The following is a 17,253-nucleotide window of genomic DNA, read 5'->3' as shown; positions in this document are numbered from 1 at the left end:
CTACGCAACGTCTTTTTCGCACAAGACCTTACGTTCACAGGCTTAAACATGATCAAGCCAGGGCATTATCCAGCAGAACCTGTGCCGCTGCCTTTGCATCTCGCGCAGGATCGCAGCTTTTTACCAGGACGGCCGTAACGATTGCGCCCTCTTGCAAGAGCAGCAGCTGGCATCCCAATGCCTCGGGATCACGTGCGCCTGCCTTGCGGGCCAAATCGGTGAGAAACTCGAGCATCAGATGCTTGTGTTCGGCTGCCTGCACATGGATTGGGTGATCCTGTTCCTGATACTCTGCGCCCGCTTTGATAAACATGCATCCGCGAAAGCTGTCTTCCTGGAACCATTCGCCCAGCGCATCGAAACTGGCGATCAGCCGTTCGGCCGGTGTATCGGCTAGCTCATCTACCCGTTGCAGGAACCATTTGCGAAAGTTCTCATCCCGCAACTGCAATGCCGCCAGGATCAGCTCTTCCTTGGTACGGAAATGTTTGTACATCGACGTTTTCGACACGCCTGTCTCGACCACTAACTTGTCCATGCCGGTGACGTGAAATCCGTCACGATAGAAGACCTGCAAAGCCTTGCGGACCAGCTCGTCACGTTTGTTCGGACGCATCTGTCAGCTCCTGTATGTACTGATCGGTACATAGTGCACCGCAGCGATGGCTGCAACAGACACAGCCTAACCTGCTGTTTTCACTTACTCTCCTTAGGAGACTCAAATGCAGGGTCAAATAAATCCAACTCAACACTTGAAAAAGGTTACCGATCTGTACACATTCAAGGCACAGTGTACCGATCAGTAAACTCAGGAGCGAACGTATGAGACCCCGCACCAGACCTCTCTCGCACCAGTACATCCCCCTTCTTTTGACCATCGCCTTGATGGCGGCTTCTCTGACTTGAAAGACCCGCGCATGAACCGTCCTCCGCTGCCCCCGTTCACCCTGGAAACCGCAACGCAAAAAGTGCGATTGGCGGAAAACGCCTGGAACAGCCGTGATGCGGATGTCGTGACCCCCGCCTATACCGAAGACAGCCAGTGGCGAAATCGGGCAGAATTCCTAAGCGGCCATGCAGACATCCATGCCTTTCTGACATGCAAGTGGCACAAGGAACTGGACTATCGGTTGATAAAAGAGCTGTGGGCCTTTTCCGGTGACCGCATTGCGGTACGCTACGCATATGAATGGCGTGACGACAGCGGTCAGTGGTTCCGGTCTTATGGCAACGAAAACTGGCGATTTGCCGAAGATGGTCGAATGGCCGAACGGCACGCATCGCTGAACGACCTGCCGATTGCGGAAACCGAACGTCTGTTTTTCTGGCCGCAAGGCCCTCGCCCCGACGATCACCCCGGCCTGTTCGATCTGGGACTTTGAAAGGACATCTCATGCCTCGCGCCTTTTCCGAACTGACCTTCACCCCTGCCGTCCGCGCCCATCAGGAACGGATGGGGTCTGCCAAGACCTATGCCAAATTCATCGAAAGTGGCCCGCAGCAAGGCCACGAAATCGGCGAGCCTGAAAAGGCCTTTATCGAAGCGCGGGACGGGTTCTATCAGTCCACCGTGTCCGAAACGGGTTGGCCATATGTGCAATACCGTGGCGGACCGACCGGGTTTCTCAAAGTTCTGGGACCGCAGACAATCGGTTATGCCGACTTTTCGGGCAACAAGCAGTATATCTCGCGCGGAAACCTGGATGGAAATGACCGGGTTGCAATGATCTTGATGGATTACGCCAATCGGCGACGCCTGAAAATCCTTGGCCGGGTCGCGTTCACCGAGGGCGAAGATGCCACAACCAGCCTATATCCTGACGGTGCCGATGCCCCGGCTGAACGCGCCGTGATCATCCGGGTCGAAGCGCTGGACTGGAACTGCCCGCGCCACATCACGCCCCGCTTTACCGAGGCCGAGCTTCGTCCACATCTGAACTCTCTAGGGCAGCAATTGGCGCAACTTCAGGCCGAAAATGACAGCTTGAAGCAAGAGCTGGCAAAACAGTCCTGACCCAACAGCGCCTGATGAACCTCTCGAACCAGGACTTTGCCCATGTCGCGATCTTCATTGAATATGGCCGGTTTCATTCTTGTAGGCATCGCGCTGACCACGGCCGCAGTGTCGCTTGCGTTCTTTGCCTCCCCCGAGGCCGTCAGATCCCCGCCGCCGGATACCTACAACTCTCTCTTGCTAGAAATGTTTGCGAACAGGTGACGCCGACGCGCGGGTTGCAAAAAAGAAAATCCGCGATACCTCTTGACCTTCCCGTGACTGGAACCCCCATTTGGAGGGCAGATCAGACATCGGGACGAGTCGCATGGCTACGCCGCAAACAACACAACTCAAAATCTCGGGCATGTCCTGCGCGTCCTGCGTGGCGCGTGTAGAAGCCGCATTGCAATCGGTGCCAGAAGTGACCGATGCCTCGGTCAACTTCGCGACCGAAACGGCGCAGGTCACACATACCGGGCCAATCAACGCACTGACTGACGCCCTGAGCAATGCCGGGTATCCGGCAGCCAGCAAGCAGACGACCCTGAAGATTGGCGGGATGACCTGCGCCTCGTGCGTGGCAAAGATCGAGAACGCGCTGACCGCTGATCCTGCGGTCGTCGACGCACAGGTTAACCTTGCGACCGAAACCGCTGTGGTCACGTTTATCGACGGGGCCACCGACCCGCAAAAGCTGGCCAGTTTGTCTGAGGCAGCGGGATACCCTGCGCGCGTGGCAGACAGCATGACGGCTGACCAAACAGACCACACGAAATCCGACGAAGCGCATGCGCTGACCCGCGCGACGATCTTCGCAGCGGTATTGGCTCTGCCAGTTTTCATTCTGGAAATGGGCGGGCATATGATCCCGGCCTTCCATCATTGGGTCCAGGCCACGATCGGCACGCAAACCAGCCACCTCATTCAGTTCGCACTGACCTCGGCCATACTGATTGGCCCCGGGCGCGTGTTCTACGCCAAGGGTATTCCGTCACTGATGCGCGGATCGCCCGATATGAACGCGCTGGTCGCCTTAGGAACGGGGGCCGCCTATTTGTTTTCCGTCACCGCAACCTTCGCCCCGCAGATCCTGCCGCAGGGTAGCGCCAATGTGTATTTCGAGGCCGCCTCTGTCATCGTGGTTCTCATACTGCTGGGCCGGGTCATGGAAGCGCGCGCCAAAGGCAGGACCGGGGCCGCGATCCGCAAGCTGGTTGGGCTGCAGCCCAAAACAGCGCGGGTCGAACAGGACGGAAATTTCATTGATCGCCCCATCGCCGACTTAACAGTAGGCGATACCCTGCAGATCCGCCCGGGCGAACGAGTTCCCGTGGATGCCGAGGTTCTGGACGGCACCTCTTATGTGGATGAAAGCATGATCACGGGCGAACCGGTGCCGGTGGGCAAGTCGCCATCGGATCAGGTCGTTGGTGGTACGGTGAATGGCACCGGAGCGCTGCGGGTACGCGCAACGCGCGTTGGTGCCGATACGGTGTTGGCGCAGGTGATCCACATGGTCGAACAGGCGCAGGGGGCGAAGCTGCCGATCCAAGGGCTGGTCGACCGGATTACTGCGCGATTTGTGCCCGTTGTGATGGCTGTTGCGCTGCTGACGATTGCCGTTTGGTTGTTCGTTGGCCCAGAACCGGCTTTACCATTGGCGCTGGTCGCCGGCGTCTCGGTTCTGATTATCGCCTGCCCTTGCGCCATGGGCCTTGCGACACCAACCTCAATCATGGTCGGCACTGGCCGCGCGGCAGAATTGGGTGTGCTGTTCCGCAAAGGCGATGCGTTGCAGCAGTTGCAACAAGCTAAGGTGGTCGCACTGGACAAGACCGGAACACTCACGTTGGGTCGGCCGGAACTGGAGAGTGTTACGACTGCAAACGGCTTTGACCGCGACGGTGTTCTGCGTTTGGCCGCCGCCGTCGAGGCAAGGTCAGAGCATCCCGTTGCCACTGCCATCACTCGTGCCGGACCATCTGAATTGCCCAAGGTATCAGAATTTGAGTCTCTCACGGGGCTGGGAGTTCGGGCTGTGGTCGAGGGGCATAAGTTGCTGATCGGTTCGGCCAGATTGATGGAACAGAACGACATAACCGTCAGGGACCTGATGGCCGAGGCCAACCAGCGCGCCGAAGAAGGCGCAACCCCTTTGTTTGTCGCCATCGACGGTCAGGCCGCTGCAATGCTTGCGGTCGCGGACCCGATCAAGCCCGGCACTGTGCAGGCGCTTAGGCGGTTGCACGAAATGGGGCTAACTTTGGCGATGGTGACAGGCGACAACGCCCGGACGGCGCAGGCTCTGGCGGACAAGCTGGGCATTGATCATGTCACAGCCGAAGTGCTGCCCGATGGTAAGCTTGCCGCGATCAATGCGCTGCGCGACACGTTTGGTGCACTGGCCTTTGTCGGGGATGGCATCAACGATGCCCCGGCACTGGCTTCGGCGGATATCGGCATCGCCATCGGAACCGGCACAGACGTAGCGATTGAAACTGCGGATGTCGTGCTGATGTCGGGCGATCTATGCGGCGTCGCAAACGCGGTCGAGATCAGCCGCAGAACCATGCGCAACATCAAGCAGAACCTGGGTTGGGCGTTCGGCTATAACATCTTGCTTATTCCGGTTGCCGCTGGGGTTCTTTACCCCTTTGGCGGCCATCTGCTGTCCCCAGCGCTCGCCGCTGGGGCCATGGCATTGTCCAGTGTTTTCGTGGTCTCGAATGCGCTGCGTTTGCGACGCGTCCGGGCCAGCTTGCCTGACACCCCGCTAGGCCATTCAGCGCAAACGGTGACCTCATGAATATCGGCGATGTTTCAAACCAGACCGGCCTACCCGCCAAGACGATCCGGTATTACGAAGAAATCGGCCTGGTAAAGCCCCTGCGCGATGACAACGGATACCGCAGTTTTCGCAGTCAGGACGTGCACAAACTGAATTTTCTGGGCCGCGCCCGCGCCTTGGGATTCACGATCGAGGATTGCCGGACGCTGATGGCATTGTACGAGGACGAAACCCGTGCCAGCGCCGATGTCAAAAAGGTGGCCCGCGCGCATATGGCTCAGATCGAAGCCAAGATCGCTGACCTGAACGCCATGCGGGACACTCTGAGCCATCTGATCGACGCTTGCGCAGGGGACGACAGACCCGATTGCCCAATCCTGCAGGATTTGGGTGGCAAAGCGTGACGCGGGGTTGCCCTTTGGGCGCAGCTTTGCTTTGTCTCTGCTAAACAATCCGGCCCGGTGAAAGAAACGGGTACCGGACAGCAGAGAGGATCTCCAAATGGCAAAAGTCGCGTTTCTGGGTCTGGGCGTCATGGGATACCCCATGGCCGGTCACTTGCAGGCCGCAGGTCATGAGGTGACCGTTTACAACCGCACCGCCAATAAGGCCGAAGCTTGGGTCGCCCAACATGGTGGCGCCATGGCGACGACGCCCCGAGAGGCCGCGCAGGGTGCAGATTTCGTCATGGCCTGTGTCGGTAATGACGACGACCTACGGATGGTCTGCACAGGTGAAAACGGCGCATTCAGCGGCATGTCCAATGGGGCGACGTTTGTTGATCACACCACTGTTTCGGCCATGGTGACACGCGAGTTGTACGAAGCTGGGCAAACAAAAGGCATCGCCTTTGTGGACGCTCCGATCTCGGGCGGTCAGGCAGGGGCAGAAAACGCGGTTCTGTCGATTATGTGCGGTGGGGATCAGGCGGCGTATGACGCGGCTGAACCGATTATGCAGGTCTATTCCAAGATTTGCCGTCGTATCGGCGACAGCGGTGCAGGTCAGATGACCAAGATGTGCAACCAGATCGCTATTGCCGGTCTGGTGCAGGGCCTCAGCGAAGCGCTGCACTTTGCCGAGAAGGCGGGCCTTGATGGCCGCGCAGTTGTTGAAGTTATCAGTCAGGGCGCGGCAGGCAGTTGGCAGATGGCAAACCGATATGAGACAATGCTGGATGACCATTTCGAACATGGGTTTGCGGTGGACTGGATGCGTAAGGATCTTGGCATCTGTCTGGATACGGCCAATGAAACAGGGGCTTCGCTGCCTGTGACCGCTCTGGTCGATCAGTTTTACAAGGACGTTCAGAAACTGGGCGGCGGACGCTGGGACACATCCTCGCTGATCAAACGCCTGCGCGCGCTGGATTAAAGGACCGTCGCACTGATGACCGAGTTGACCGAATTCTGGGCCCACGCCCTGCGCATCCACTGGGGGCTTGAGGCCAAACTGAACCGGCTGGACGGCGAATATGACCTCAACTTTCTGGTCAGGGCCACCAATGGTCAGGACTACGTACTGAAAGTCATGCGCGCGGGTTGCGAGGCAGAGTTCATTGACCTGCAGATCAAGGCGCTGAAACACGTTGCCGCCGAGGCACCGGGACTGCCCTTTCCCAGTGTTTTTCCGGATATCAACGGTACGCTGCTCCCGGAAATCCCTGATCAGGATGGGCAGCCCCGACTGGTTTGGTTGCTCGAATGCCTGCCCGGCCATTGCTATGCAAAGGCTGCGCCTAAATCCGAGGAACTGATCCTGAAACTGGGCCGCGTTCTGGGGGCAACCGACCGGGCACTGGAACGGTTTACCCATGACGGGCTGCACCGCGCGGATTTCAAATGGGACCTGACACAAGCGGGCTGGATTTCGGACAAGCTGGAGGCCATTGCCGACCCTGCGCGGCAGGCGATATTGTCAGAGATTTGCGTTGAATTCGATGCAATCTCGGGCCCTCTGGCTGGATTGTCAAAACAAGCCATCCACAATGATGCCAACGACTACAACATATTGGTCGACGGTGAACTGGGTCAACGGCAAACCGTCTCTGGCTTGATCGATCTTGGTGATATGTGCGCCGCACCGCGTATCTGCGATCTGGCAATTGCCGGGGCGTATATCGTTCTGGACCACCCAAAACCCGAGCGGGCATTGACGGCGTTGGTGCGTGGTTATCACGCCGCCAATCGCCTGCGTGCTGACGAGGTCGATCTGATCTGGCTGCTGCTGCGGATGAGGCTGGCCGTGTCCGTGGTGAACTCGACCTTGATGGCCGCGGACAATCCGGACGATCCTTATGTGACCATCAGTCAGGCCCCTGCGTGGCGCTTCCTAGAGAACGATACGGTGAATGGCGGCTTGATGTCCGCCCGGCTGCGCGCCGCCTGCGGGTTGCCCGTGACTGACGGAGCTGAACGCATCCACGCCTATCTGGCCGAGCATCGCGGTCAATTCGCGCAGATGTTCGAACAGGATCTGAGCGATATTCCGATGGGATCTCTGTCGGTTGAAAACTCGACCTGGCCCCAGAACCCGTTCCACATGCCGCTAGACGAAGCCGCGCGCGTGGGCGAAGAGTTCGGAGAAGGCCTCTGGCTGGGTTACTACAACGAACCACGCCTGATCTATGCCGAGCCTGCGTTCCGCAAGGGACAGTGGAAGGCCTCTGACAGGCGAACGGTGCATTTGGCCGTGGACGTTTTCGCCCGTGCCGGGACTGTTTTGCATGCACCTATGAGTGGCCGGGTCGAGGCAGTCGAAAACCGCGATACGCATCTGGATTATGGCGGCGTAGTGATCCTGCACCATGAAACACCCGAGGGCGATCCGTTCTATACGCTCTACGGTCATCTCGACCCCGAGGTCTGTGACCGGCTGAAACCGGGCGATCCGGTCGCGCAGGGCGCGGCCTTTGCACGGCTGGGGGACGCCATGCAGAATGGCGGCTGGGCTCCGCATGTGCATTTCCAACTGGCCCTGACAACTGACGGGATGCAGAACGACTGGCCCGGTGTCGGCGACCCGGACGAGATGGAGTTGTGGCACGCCGTTTGTCCCAACCCGGCGGCGCTGTTGAACCTGCCGGACGAAAAAGTGTTCTATCGCCCGACCGACAAGCAAGCGATCCTGCAAGGGCGGCATGACCATTTCGGTGGCAACCTTAGCCTGACCTATGATGATCCGGTCATGCTAGTGCGCGGGTGGAAGCATCATCTGTTCGACGAATGGGGGCGCCCCTATCTGGACGCCTATAACAACGTCCCCCATGTGGGCCACGCTCATCCGCGCATTCAAGTGGTCGCGGCAGATCAGCTTAAGCGGATGAATTCCAACACCCGCTACCTGCACCCGGCGCAGACAGCCTTCGCTGACAAAACCCTGTCCAAGCTACCGGATCATTTCGAGGTGTGCTTTTTCGTCAACTCGGGCACCGAGGCTAACGAGCTGGCCTTGCGTCTGGCGCGCGCGCATACCGGGGCCAAAGGCATCGTAACGCCTGACCACGGGTACCACGGCAATACGAATGCGGCGGTGGAGATCTCTGCCTACAAATTCAACAAACCGGGCGGGATTGGTCAGGCCGATTGGGTCGAACTGGTCGAGGTTGCAGACGACTACCGGGGCTCATTCAAGCGCGACGATCCTGACCGGGCAAAGAAATTCGCCGATCTCGTGGATCCGGCTATTGCCGTGCTACAGGACAAAGGCCAAGGGTTGGCTGGTTTCATCGCCGAGACCTTCCCCTCGGTTGGCGGCCAGATCATCCCACCCAAAGGGTATCTGCCAGCCGTCTACGACAAAATCCGTGCTGCTGGCGGGGTTTGTATTGCCGATGAGGTGCAAACGGGTCTCGGTCGCCTTGGTGACCACTATTTCGGCTTTGAACACCAGGGAGCGCTTCCGGATATCGTTGTCATGGGCAAACCCATCGGAAACGGCCATCCGCTGGGCGTACTGGTCACGACCAAAGCCATCGCCGACAGTTTCAACAACGGCATCGAGTTCTTTTCGACTTTTGGCGGCTCCACCCTGTCCTGCCGGATCGGAAAAGAGGTGCTGGACATCGTCGATGACGAAGGCCTGCAAGATAACGCCCGTGTCGTGGGTGGGCAGCTGATGGATGGGCTCCGTCAGATCGAGGCTGATTTCGCCTGTGTCGGTGACGTGCGCGGCATGGGCTTGTTTCTTGGTGTGGAGCTGATCAATCCAGACGGATCTGAGGGCACCGAAATCTGCAGTTACGTCAAGAACCGGATGCGCGATCACCGCATCCTGATCGGCAGCGAAGGACCCAAGGACAACATCCTGAAAGTCCGCCCTCCTTTAACCATCGAGGCGGAAGACGTCGACATGATCCTTTGGACCCTGCGCGAGGTTTTGTCCGAAGTCGGTGACTTTGCCCCTGCCCCGACTTGCGATCATGATCATCATCACGCGGGCTGCGGGTGCTGCTGAAACAACAAAACCCCGGCTCGCCAGAGTCGGGGTTTTGAAGCCGCCTGCCGCTTAATGCAGCACGGCCGAGGGGGTTTTGTGCCCGGTTGTCGGCAAGGGTACTGACGCAGTCATCCGACGCAGCACCATACCCATCTCTTCGGACAGTGACGCCAGTGCCGGGGCAAAGTCTGGTCGAACGATCAGCGTTGCCATCATCATCGCGTCTTCACGCGCTCCTTCCGAGGCGGCAGCAATCATCTGGGCGAAACAGTTTTCATCTGCACCAAGGCAGGAACAGCCAAGACCATGCCGCACCAACGGGCGACGGCCGTGATGGGCACACAGCCCGCACAAACGATCCAGCGTCATCATTGCAGCCCGCCCCTGATCCAGACCAAGAGCGATCTCGAAATCGCTTGCAGCATCCGAACGGGCCTCGGGACTTTCGCTCCACAATCGCAGATACATCACAGCACCGGCTTCGATTGGGCTGAGGTCGGACAGACGCCCAACCGCAGCGCCACCGCGCGAGGAATTTGTGCTCATTTTGTCAGGATCAACTTGCCGGCGCGCGTGATACGCAAGGTATATAGTTGATCGCCCAGTTCGATATGGGCCAGGTTGCCACCCTTGGTCAGATCTTCGGCCTTATGTGCCGGAAGCATGGACACCGCATAGGACTGGCTGGGATTCGGGGTCTGCACATTCATCAGGACAACTCCAGTAGGTTCTCGGGCGAAGGGCCTTAATTTGTTCGCGCTTTCAACAATATGGCTGACCCGAACTGGGTTGGCTGAGGGGGTCTTTCCGTTAATCTGATTAATTTAGTCAGGTATGTCAACCCTATTCGATGGAAACCGCGGATGTGGGGTGATTGCGCAAGGATTTTATGCAGGTTAGGTCTGGCTCACGCGCATTAACCGACGGGGAAACCGATGACGGCAACAATCATGTTCGACCTGGACGGAACGCTGGTGGACAGTCTTCCGGACATTGCAGCGGCCGCCAACCGGACATTGCTGGATATCGGCATCGCCCCGTTGCCGGAAAGCACGATCAAACAATTTGTGGGCAACGGCCTGCCAAAACTGGTCGAACGCATGATCCGCCATCACGACCTGCCGATCGAACAGCATAGCGAATTGACCGAACTCACACTCGCCCATTACTCTGCCGCCTCCAGCGACAAAACAATCCCTTACCCAGGCGTCCCGCAAGCTCTGACGCAACTGCGCGAATTGGGCTGCGTTCTGGGCGTATGCACAAACAAACCTGAGGCGCCCGCACGTCATATTCTGGACGCACTGGATCTGGCGCATCACTTCGAAACAGTGTTTGGCGGCGACACACTACCCGTTCGCAAACCAGACCCCGCGCACCTTGAGGCAAGCTTCAACGCGGTCGCGAACGCTGGACCCCGGCTCTATGTCGGAGACAGCGAAGTGGATGCCGAAACTGCGCGCCGTGCAAACGTGCCCTTTCTTTTGTTTTCGGAAGGCTACCGAAAAACTCCGGTGGAAGAGATCCCACACAGGTTGAGCTACGATGACACGCATAAACTACCCGCACTCGTCCTGGAGGCATTGCAGGGATAGGGGAGAAATTTGCTGGCAGGGGGACTTGGGAAGGCGGTTGAGGGGCCGGCCGAGGGGGTAAGTAGCCAGCCCCTCATCGGGGAAAAGTGGTATTGTCCGCAGTAACTCTTTGGATGATTTAACATTAACGAATCGCCCTGCCTTCAGGAATTGGGGGTTTCCCGTAGATGGATTTAAATAATTGAAATTAATTGATATTTTGTGGGAAAATGACACAAAGAAGACCTAAAATGCACATTACAATGCTCGGATGACCCCAAGAATCCTCCGCCTGTAGGGCGAAAAACTCTACCCCGAGTGTAGCCTGCAAAGAAAAATTGGACAGGCCTCCCTCAGAAAACGATCCGAGTCCGCAGGCCGATCAGCATGACGTTAGATTGCGCCAGGTTCAGCAATGTGTTTTCGATGAACTAAAAAGTCAGTGTGACCTGCCAAACCGGTGAGATCAAGACCGTTAGAACGCTTCAAGCATAAACTGAGCCCAAAGCGGGCACAGTTAGAGTTCTGGAACGCAATCATCCACTTTTGACAACGCAATTTGGGCCGTTTGGCCAAGTTCCAACTCGAAATTATCAAACGGTCGAACTGATGGGGCTCAAAACCGTGTCACAAGCCTTAAGATACGAAGTAAGATGTTATTTCTCCCACTCCTTTTACAAAATGAGTTTGCGCTTCCGCGTTGGGCAAATGGTCACCCAGTGCATCCTTGGTTTCGGCAGAGATGTGGATGTGCCCCGACCTGCCTGTGGCCTCGAGACGGCTGGCAAGGTTCACGGTCTCCCCCCAAACATCATAAATTGACCGTTTTCGGCCAATCAGACCAGCAATGACTGGTCCGGAATGGATACCGATGCGGATTTGCAAACCCGCGCTACTAACTGTGCTGTCGGACATCGTTCTCAGGATGTCACGTGCAAAGCTTACTGCCGCGTGTGCGTGGTCCTTGCGATGCAATGGGATACCCGATGCCGCCATGTAGGCGTCTCCAATCGTCTTGATCTTTTCGATACCGTGCAGGGTGGCCAGGTCATCAAATGCAGTGAACAAATTTGACAATTCCAGGATCAGGTCACCGGCGTCCATGCGGGCTACCAGTGGTGTAAATTCTACGATATCCGCGAATATTATGGTGGCGCCGACGAAGCGATCAGCGATGTTTGTCTCGCCATCGTTTAGTCGTTTGATAACCGGCGCGGGCAGCATCGAGTGCAGCAATTTGTCTGCCCTGTCACGTTCGTATTTGATCTCATTTGTGAACGCCAATTCCTTAGCGCGCCAGCGACTGCGTTCCATGCAAGCATCCACGCGCGCGTGCAGTAACACCGGGTCGATAGGTTTTGGCAAATAGTCCTCAGCGCCGACACTGATGCATTTGGCGATAGCGTTCGTCTCGTTCAGACCTGAAACCATGACCACGGGTATTTCGCGCCAAGACGGATCTTTTTTAATTCTTTCGAGGACATCGATCCCATTCACCTCTGGCATGAGAATGTCCAACAGAACAAGGTCAAACTCTTCGCGCTTCAGTGACTCGTAAGTTTCCTTAGCCGACCCGACCGACCGAACACTGTGTCCTCGCCGTTCCAGCAATCGGGTCAGGATTTCCCGATTGGCCGCCTCGTCATCAATCACCAATATGTGACCAGTCAGGATTTCGCGACCGTCGTCTGGTGTGGCTAAGCTGCGTTCAAGACTAGCTGCAATTTTCTGATCTCGGTCACTTTCCTCAGCGCTATTCTGAATATCATCATCACTGATTGTGCTGTCAATCTGTAGCGCCAGCTTACGCGCTTCGTTCAGGATCGCGTTTATGTCCCTGCGGGCGGAAGGTTCCAGATCTGTCTCGAAATCATCCAGTACCATTTCGGAATAACCAATGATCGCATTGATCGGTGAGCGTAAATCATGCCGCAATTTTGCCTGAGCGTCTTTGTCGGCCGAGATTTGGTGCGCACCTTTCCCCAACATTTCGACCATCTGAGTAAGGCTACTGGCGGCGACGCCAATCTTTTGCAAATCCTCCAGCGCAGCCGTTGGCCCTGTTCTGCGCACTTCCTCGGTCAGCAGGTTATGAAACCCTACGATCGCTTCTGACGGCCCATTGAGGTTCTGGGAAATGCGGGTGGCTAGTGCCAACTTGTCTTTCCGGGTCTCTGAAACCATGCTGCGCTACCCGTTCAGCAGTTTTTTAATAATTTCCAGCAACCCAGGCAGTTCGATCGGTTTGGTATAGAATTCGTCGCAACCTGCCTCCATGGCTTTGTCGCGATCACTCTGCATCGCATGGGCAGTCAAAGCGACAACTGGGATAGCTTTTGTGTCTGGGTTTGCTTTTATTTGTCTTGTCGCCTCCCAACCGTCGATTACTGGCAGGCTCATGTCCATTAAAATCAAATCTGGTTTATCCGATAGGGCTTGTTCGACGCCAGCCTGACCATCGCGGGCCGATACGGTTTCGTATCCTTTTCTCTGCAGCCGGCGCGACAGCATGTCGAGGTTCATATCGTTGTCTTCCACAATAAGTATCTTTGCCATCGCCTTAAACTTTCCGACTTATGAATAGTCCTGTAACTGACGTTTCAGTGCCGCGATCAGATCACCTCGACCGGTATCTCCTTTGCGGATGACCTCATCTGAATGGGCTTTCAACCAATCCAGCTCGTCCCGCGTCAGGTCCTTAGACGTGGCTACGATAACCGGCAAATCTGCAAGCCCATCAGTTGTGCGAACCGTTTTGAGAACATCGAAACCGTCCACATTCGGCATCATAATGTCCAATACCATCAGAGTCGGCCTTTTGGATTTCAACTGGCTGAGCGCGCCGTGACCGTCTGCCGCCTCGCGCACTGTCCAACCATTGCGCGTCAAAATACGGCGAAACAGGTTCCGCGTTGACATATCGTCGTCAACGATCAGCACGTCTTTGTCGCGACCCGAGGCGATTGAATCTAGCGTTGCGATCAGCCGAGCTGGATCAATCGGCTTGATCAGGTGCTCGATCGCTCCAAAAGCAAGGCCCATGTCGCGATCCGCGACAATTGTGGCCAAGACGACGGGTGTCTCGCACAGCTTCGAGTCTGCCTTGAGTTCTTTCAACATAGACCAGCCGTCGCGTTCGGGCATAATAACGTCCAGTAGAATGACGTCAGGCTTTTGCGCGCGTGCCATTTCCATGCCCGCCTCCGCGTTTGATGCCATCAAGACATCATACCCTTCCTCGCGTACGATTTGTGCAACCACGTTTCGTGCGTCTTCTTCATCATCCACGATCAGAACGCGGCCTAAAGCAGTGTCCGGTGACGCTTCACTGTGATCGTCAACCAAGGTGGACACAGCAGCATAGCGCGCCGGAATTTCAAAAGAGAAGGTCGATCCAACACCCTCTTTGCTATCGACTGTGATGTGCCCGCCCATCATACGCGTAAATTCCTGCGCAATGGCGAGCCCGAGCCCGGTGCCTCCGAAATTCCGCGTAGTAGACTGGTCAGCTTGTACGAACGCCTGGAACAGCTTGTCGCGTTGCTCCGGCGTCATTCCGATGCCTTCATCTCGCACTGTAAATCGAAAGAAATCCGTATCATTTTTCCGAAGTCTAGAGACGAGAAGTTCAATCTTACCACCTTCGGTAAACTTCGCCGCGTTGGACAACAGGTTGAAAAGGTTCTGCCGGAGCTTTGTTTTATCGGTTTCGATCTCGTCAGAGTCTGCGAGATCACAAGAGAGAACCAGTTCATTTCTATTCTTGCTCACCAAGGGAACCACCGTTGAAGCGACTTCGTCCAACAAGGGTCGGAGCGCGAAGCGTTCCGGGTACATTTCCATTTTGCCCGCTTCGATCTTGGACAGGTCAAGAACGTCATTGATGAGCGAGAGCAGATGTCGCCCGGATGCCATGATCTTCTCCAGATCATCCGTCGCAGTCTCGAATCCCATGTCCTGCGCATCTTCGGACAGCATTTCGCTATAACCGATGATCGCGTTCAACGGCGTACGCAACTCGTGGCTCATGGAAGCCAGGAACTGGCTTTTTGCAGAGCTGGCAGCGACCGCATGCGCGTTGGCTTCTTCAAGTTGTTCCTGTTTGGATTTAAGGTCAGAAATATCGCTATAAACGGCGACCGTGCCCCCGTCGGGTGTCTGGCGTTTCGACACCTGAATCCATGCGCCACCCAGTAAGACTTCTTGGCGATCCCCGTCAGGTCTGCGATGTCGTGCAAGCCGGCTGCTAACCCACTCTTCGTCAGGCACACCATTGGTATCAACCGATTTTCGTTCCAGTTGCAGCCGCAAGATGTCCTCGAACCGCGTGCCCGGCACAAGTATGTCGTCCACATGTGCGAAAATGCTGCGGAACCGGTCATTGAAGAGTATGAGTTGATCTTCGTTGTCGAACAGCGCAAATCCGTCTGGGATTGTTTCAATCGCGGTGAGGATTGTATTGCGTTGCGCACACGCTTCTTCTTCTAGTTCGCGCCGTTTGTCCTGGCTGTCGCGAAGGGCCCTTAGCGCTTGGGACATCCGGCCCAGCTCATCAGGGCCTTCGGGCGGCAGGGCGACATCCCGTTCACCTCGGATCAGGCCTGAAATCGCAATGTTGATTGCATGCAGTGGCACAACGATTGACCTCAGAGCACGCCACGTAAGAAGCGCTCCCAATATCACAATGACAACACATGCAATGATCGCTCGATTCATCGCTGCCTTCGCGGCAACCGTTGCTTCATTTCTGGTTCGGTCGGCGCTTTCAGATAGGTCATCGACCAATTGCGTCAGCGTCTTGTCGACGGCATCACTGGCCACTCGGGCCTGTGCAAGTAAAGTATTTCCCAGCACTCTGTTGCCGTCGGTGTAAGCATCGGCTGCTTGCATGGAAGTTTCGTAATAGGAGTTTGCCTGCTCTTGTACGCTGGTTGCGGACTCGGGTGCAAAATCGGAGAGCTGTTCGAGGCTGCTGTTGAGCTTTGTACTTGCTTCGTTGGCTCGCCGCTCAGAAAGGGTCAGTAAGCTGACAGAAAGATCCGTCAGCCAATACCTCATCTCTCCAAATTGACGATCTGCCTGGCCTGCGACTTCCAGCCGGTGAAACTCAGTATTTGCGTCTTCAATGCGGGCTTGGTTGCGCGCCAGATCGTAGACCATCACGATGGTGCTCACGACCAAAGCAGCTAACAATAGCGCCGACAGTGATCCTATGCGCACCGGAATAGTATTTTCGGACACCCACCGCCAATTGTTACTCACACCAGATTCTTGTTTCATCTAAAAAGGGTTATGCTAATTGCACCCGCCAGATCACCAAGTTGCCCACCTTCCTTTGGGAAACCGGTCACATCCGTTTCACCCGCTGGCGATCCGTGGCATGAAAGACAGGACTCAGAGTAGTATTCTGGGATCAGCATACGGAAAGCGGGTGTTCCTGAAACGCTAGTTTCTTCGAAAAATGGCTGCCCTTCGGTCCAAGATGAGTCCTTGAACTTTTCCTCTATGACCGAGTTTTCCCAAGTATCCGGACGGGCCATGCGATTGCGGACAAGTTCCGAAGGCGCAGTTACCTTTACCATGGCAGACGTGCCAATTTCATCAGCGAACTGTTCATTTACCAACCGCGCAAAAACCGCTGGAATAAATCCTTTGAATGCCACTCCCTCGGCATTTATTATCTCTTGGTTTGCGTCGATTACCGTGACCATAGCGTCCAGTTGCGTTTCTGTAAGCTTTCGTTCCAGTGGGTCCAGCCCATCACGTAGTGGTGGTTCGCCGTTAGCCTCCAAGTAGGCCTGAATAACTTTCTCGTAAAATACGTCACCGGATAGACCTTTATCAGTGACGGTTGGATCGTTGATTAGTTCCTGGCTGTTTGACACCACACTTCGGCCGGCTCGCAACACCGCCGCTAACCGGTTGCCCGTCTCAACCTCTTCTGCGGATTGCGCCGCAACACTATCCGGACTAAGCGGACAGAATGTACTCAAAATGACCGCTGCCGCTAAATTTGAAATCTTCAAAAGACCAACGCCTCCACGCAAAGTCGAGTGCAGTGACAATAAGATAGACTAGCAAAAATTCTCCAAACTGTCTTATGAATTCGGACCGACCAAAGTTGTTCAACCAAAAATGGAGTGTAGTTAATGACTGTTGAGCTAGTGATCACGCTACTTGTGCGCAAAACAGCTTTGGCCGCAATTCAGATGGCGAGCGAAGTTTCGTGAATGTATGCTCCGAGTCCAAAGCTGACTTATCGTGCTACTCATGACATTCAAACGCCTAAGCTGGGCACACGTGCCGGTGGCTTTGTTGCACAAATAGGCGTTTGAGCATACTGAGTTACTCCCCAATTGCTAGGTAAGTTCTGGCGTGAATTGAGTTACTCTTTGGACCTGCTGACTGGGGTTTGTAGTTTCAATTCTCTGCCAATAGGTCACCGCAGGAGGCTTGCC

The 17,253-nt window shown here is 56.0% G+C and carries 14 protein-coding genes; 7 read left to right on the top strand and 7 right to left on the bottom strand.

Annotated features, from left to right (window positions below; genetic code table 11):
• Positions 1–52 precede the first annotated feature (52 nt).
• Complete coding sequence (locus QMP16_RS19785; protein ID WP_282153789.1) at positions 53–616, bottom strand: TetR/AcrR family transcriptional regulator; 564 nt, start codon at positions 614–616, stop codon at positions 53–55.
• A 301-nt stretch (positions 617–917) separates the two neighbouring features.
• Between QMP16_RS19785 and QMP16_RS19780 the strand changes: the two genes are divergently transcribed.
• The 6 genes from QMP16_RS19780 (at position 918) to QMP16_RS19755 (ending at position 9,239) form a co-directional block, all read left to right on the top strand.
• Positions 918–1,382 (top strand): nuclear transport factor 2 family protein, encoded by a 465-nt coding sequence (locus QMP16_RS19780; RefSeq protein WP_282153788.1) that lies wholly within the window; start codon positions 918–920, stop codon positions 1,380–1,382.
• A gap of 11 nt (positions 1,383–1,393) precedes the next feature.
• Complete coding sequence (locus QMP16_RS19775; RefSeq protein WP_282153787.1) at positions 1,394–2,014, top strand: pyridoxamine 5'-phosphate oxidase family protein; 621 nt, start codon at positions 1,394–1,396, stop codon at positions 2,012–2,014.
• A gap of 307 nt (positions 2,015–2,321) precedes the next feature.
• The gene (locus tag QMP16_RS19770) at positions 2,322–4,802 is read left to right on the top strand and encodes a heavy metal translocating P-type ATPase (protein ID WP_282153786.1); all 2,481 of its coding nucleotides are present in this window, start codon (positions 2,322–2,324) and stop codon (positions 4,800–4,802) included.
• The gene (gene cueR / locus QMP16_RS19765) at positions 4,799–5,188 is read left to right on the top strand and encodes a Cu(I)-responsive transcriptional regulator (protein WP_282153785.1); all 390 of its coding nucleotides are present in this window, start codon (positions 4,799–4,801) and stop codon (positions 5,186–5,188) included. Before QMP16_RS19770 ends, cueR begins: the two co-directional genes overlap by 4 nt.
• A 97-nt stretch (positions 5,189–5,285) precedes the next feature.
• Positions 5,286–6,158: an NAD(P)-dependent oxidoreductase gene (locus QMP16_RS19760; RefSeq protein WP_282153784.1), complete on the top strand. Its 873-nt coding sequence runs from the start codon at positions 5,286–5,288 to the stop codon at positions 6,156–6,158.
• 15 nt (positions 6,159–6,173) lie between these two features.
• Positions 6,174–9,239, top strand: coding sequence for an aminotransferase class III-fold pyridoxal phosphate-dependent enzyme (locus tag QMP16_RS19755; RefSeq protein ID WP_282153783.1), 3,066 nt, complete (start codon positions 6,174–6,176; stop codon positions 9,237–9,239).
• A 51-nt stretch (positions 9,240–9,290) separates the two neighbouring features.
• Here the strand turns inward: QMP16_RS19755 and QMP16_RS19750 are convergent, their stop codons facing one another.
• Positions 9,291–9,767 (bottom strand): hypothetical protein, encoded by a 477-nt coding sequence (locus tag QMP16_RS19750; protein ID WP_109312371.1) that lies wholly within the window; start codon positions 9,765–9,767, stop codon positions 9,291–9,293.
• Complete coding sequence (gene hemP, locus QMP16_RS19745; protein WP_081894606.1) at positions 9,764–9,931, bottom strand: hemin uptake protein HemP; 168 nt, start codon at positions 9,929–9,931, stop codon at positions 9,764–9,766. The genes QMP16_RS19750 and hemP overlap by 4 nt, the downstream gene beginning before the upstream one ends.
• A gap of 225 nt (positions 9,932–10,156) precedes the next feature.
• Between hemP and gph the strand changes: the two genes are divergently transcribed.
• Positions 10,157–10,816 (top strand): phosphoglycolate phosphatase, encoded by a 660-nt coding sequence (gene gph, locus QMP16_RS19740; RefSeq protein WP_282121072.1) that lies wholly within the window; start codon positions 10,157–10,159, stop codon positions 10,814–10,816.
• 615 nt (positions 10,817–11,431) lie between these two features.
• Here the strand turns inward: gph and QMP16_RS19735 are convergent.
• From QMP16_RS19735 to QMP16_RS19720, 4 genes are read right to left on the bottom strand one after another with little or no spacing between them, the layout of a single operon-like run.
• The gene (locus QMP16_RS19735; protein WP_282153782.1) at positions 11,432–12,952 is read right to left on the bottom strand and encodes an adenylate/guanylate cyclase domain-containing protein; all 1,521 of its coding nucleotides are present in this window, start codon (positions 12,950–12,952) and stop codon (positions 11,432–11,434) included.
• Between the two features lie 33 nt (positions 12,953–12,985).
• Complete coding sequence (locus tag QMP16_RS19730; RefSeq protein ID WP_282153781.1) at positions 12,986–13,351, bottom strand: response regulator; 366 nt, start codon at positions 13,349–13,351, stop codon at positions 12,986–12,988.
• 18 nt (positions 13,352–13,369) lie between these two features.
• Positions 13,370–16,057 (bottom strand): response regulator, encoded by a 2,688-nt coding sequence (locus tag QMP16_RS19725; protein ID WP_282153780.1) that lies wholly within the window; start codon positions 16,055–16,057, stop codon positions 13,370–13,372.
• A gap of 14 nt (positions 16,058–16,071) precedes the next feature.
• Positions 16,072–16,821: a Tll0287-like domain-containing protein gene (locus tag QMP16_RS19720; RefSeq protein ID WP_282153779.1), complete on the bottom strand. Its 750-nt coding sequence runs from the start codon at positions 16,819–16,821 to the stop codon at positions 16,072–16,074.
• Positions 16,822–17,253: the final 432 nt, after the last annotated feature.

It is taken from the genome of Ruegeria atlantica, assembly GCF_947495585.1.
In the GTDB taxonomy this organism is placed as follows: domain Bacteria; phylum Pseudomonadota; class Alphaproteobacteria; order Rhodobacterales; family Rhodobacteraceae; genus Ruegeria; species Ruegeria atlantica_G.
The sequence above is the reverse complement of the archived record's forward strand: the minus strand, read 5'-3'. Positions and strand labels throughout refer to the sequence as shown.

What these genes read in the sequence shown, in the direction of transcription:
- QMP16_RS19775 (WP_282153787.1), top strand. Translation starts at nt 1,394, where the DNA reads ATGCCTCGCGCCTTTTCCGAACTGACCTTCACCCCTGCCGTCCGCGCC.
- gph (WP_282121072.1), top strand. Translation starts at nt 10,157, where the DNA reads ATGACGGCAACAATCATGTTCGACCTGGACGGAACGCTGGTGGACAGT.
- QMP16_RS19755 (WP_282153783.1), top strand. Translation starts at nt 6,174, where the DNA reads ATGACCGAGTTGACCGAATTCTGGGCCCACGCCCTGCGCATCCACTGG.
- QMP16_RS19770 (WP_282153786.1), top strand. Translation starts at nt 2,322, where the DNA reads ATGGCTACGCCGCAAACAACACAACTCAAAATCTCGGGCATGTCCTGC.
- QMP16_RS19750 (WP_109312371.1), bottom strand. Translation starts at nt 9,767, where the DNA reads ATGAGCACAAATTCCTCGCGCGGTGGCGCTGCGGTTGGGCGTCTGTCC.
- cueR (WP_282153785.1), top strand. Translation starts at nt 4,799, where the DNA reads ATGAATATCGGCGATGTTTCAAACCAGACCGGCCTACCCGCCAAGACG.
- QMP16_RS19785 (WP_282153789.1), bottom strand. Translation starts at nt 616, where the DNA reads ATGCGTCCGAACAAACGTGACGAGCTGGTCCGCAAGGCTTTGCAGGTC.
- QMP16_RS19780 (WP_282153788.1), top strand. Translation starts at nt 918, where the DNA reads ATGAACCGTCCTCCGCTGCCCCCGTTCACCCTGGAAACCGCAACGCAA.
- QMP16_RS19730 (WP_282153781.1), bottom strand. Translation starts at nt 13,351, where the DNA reads ATGGCAAAGATACTTATTGTGGAAGACAACGATATGAACCTCGACATG.
- hemP (WP_081894606.1), bottom strand. Translation starts at nt 9,931, where the DNA reads ATGAATGTGCAGACCCCGAATCCCAGCCAGTCCTATGCGGTGTCCATG.
- QMP16_RS19760 (WP_282153784.1), top strand. Translation starts at nt 5,286, where the DNA reads ATGGCAAAAGTCGCGTTTCTGGGTCTGGGCGTCATGGGATACCCCATG.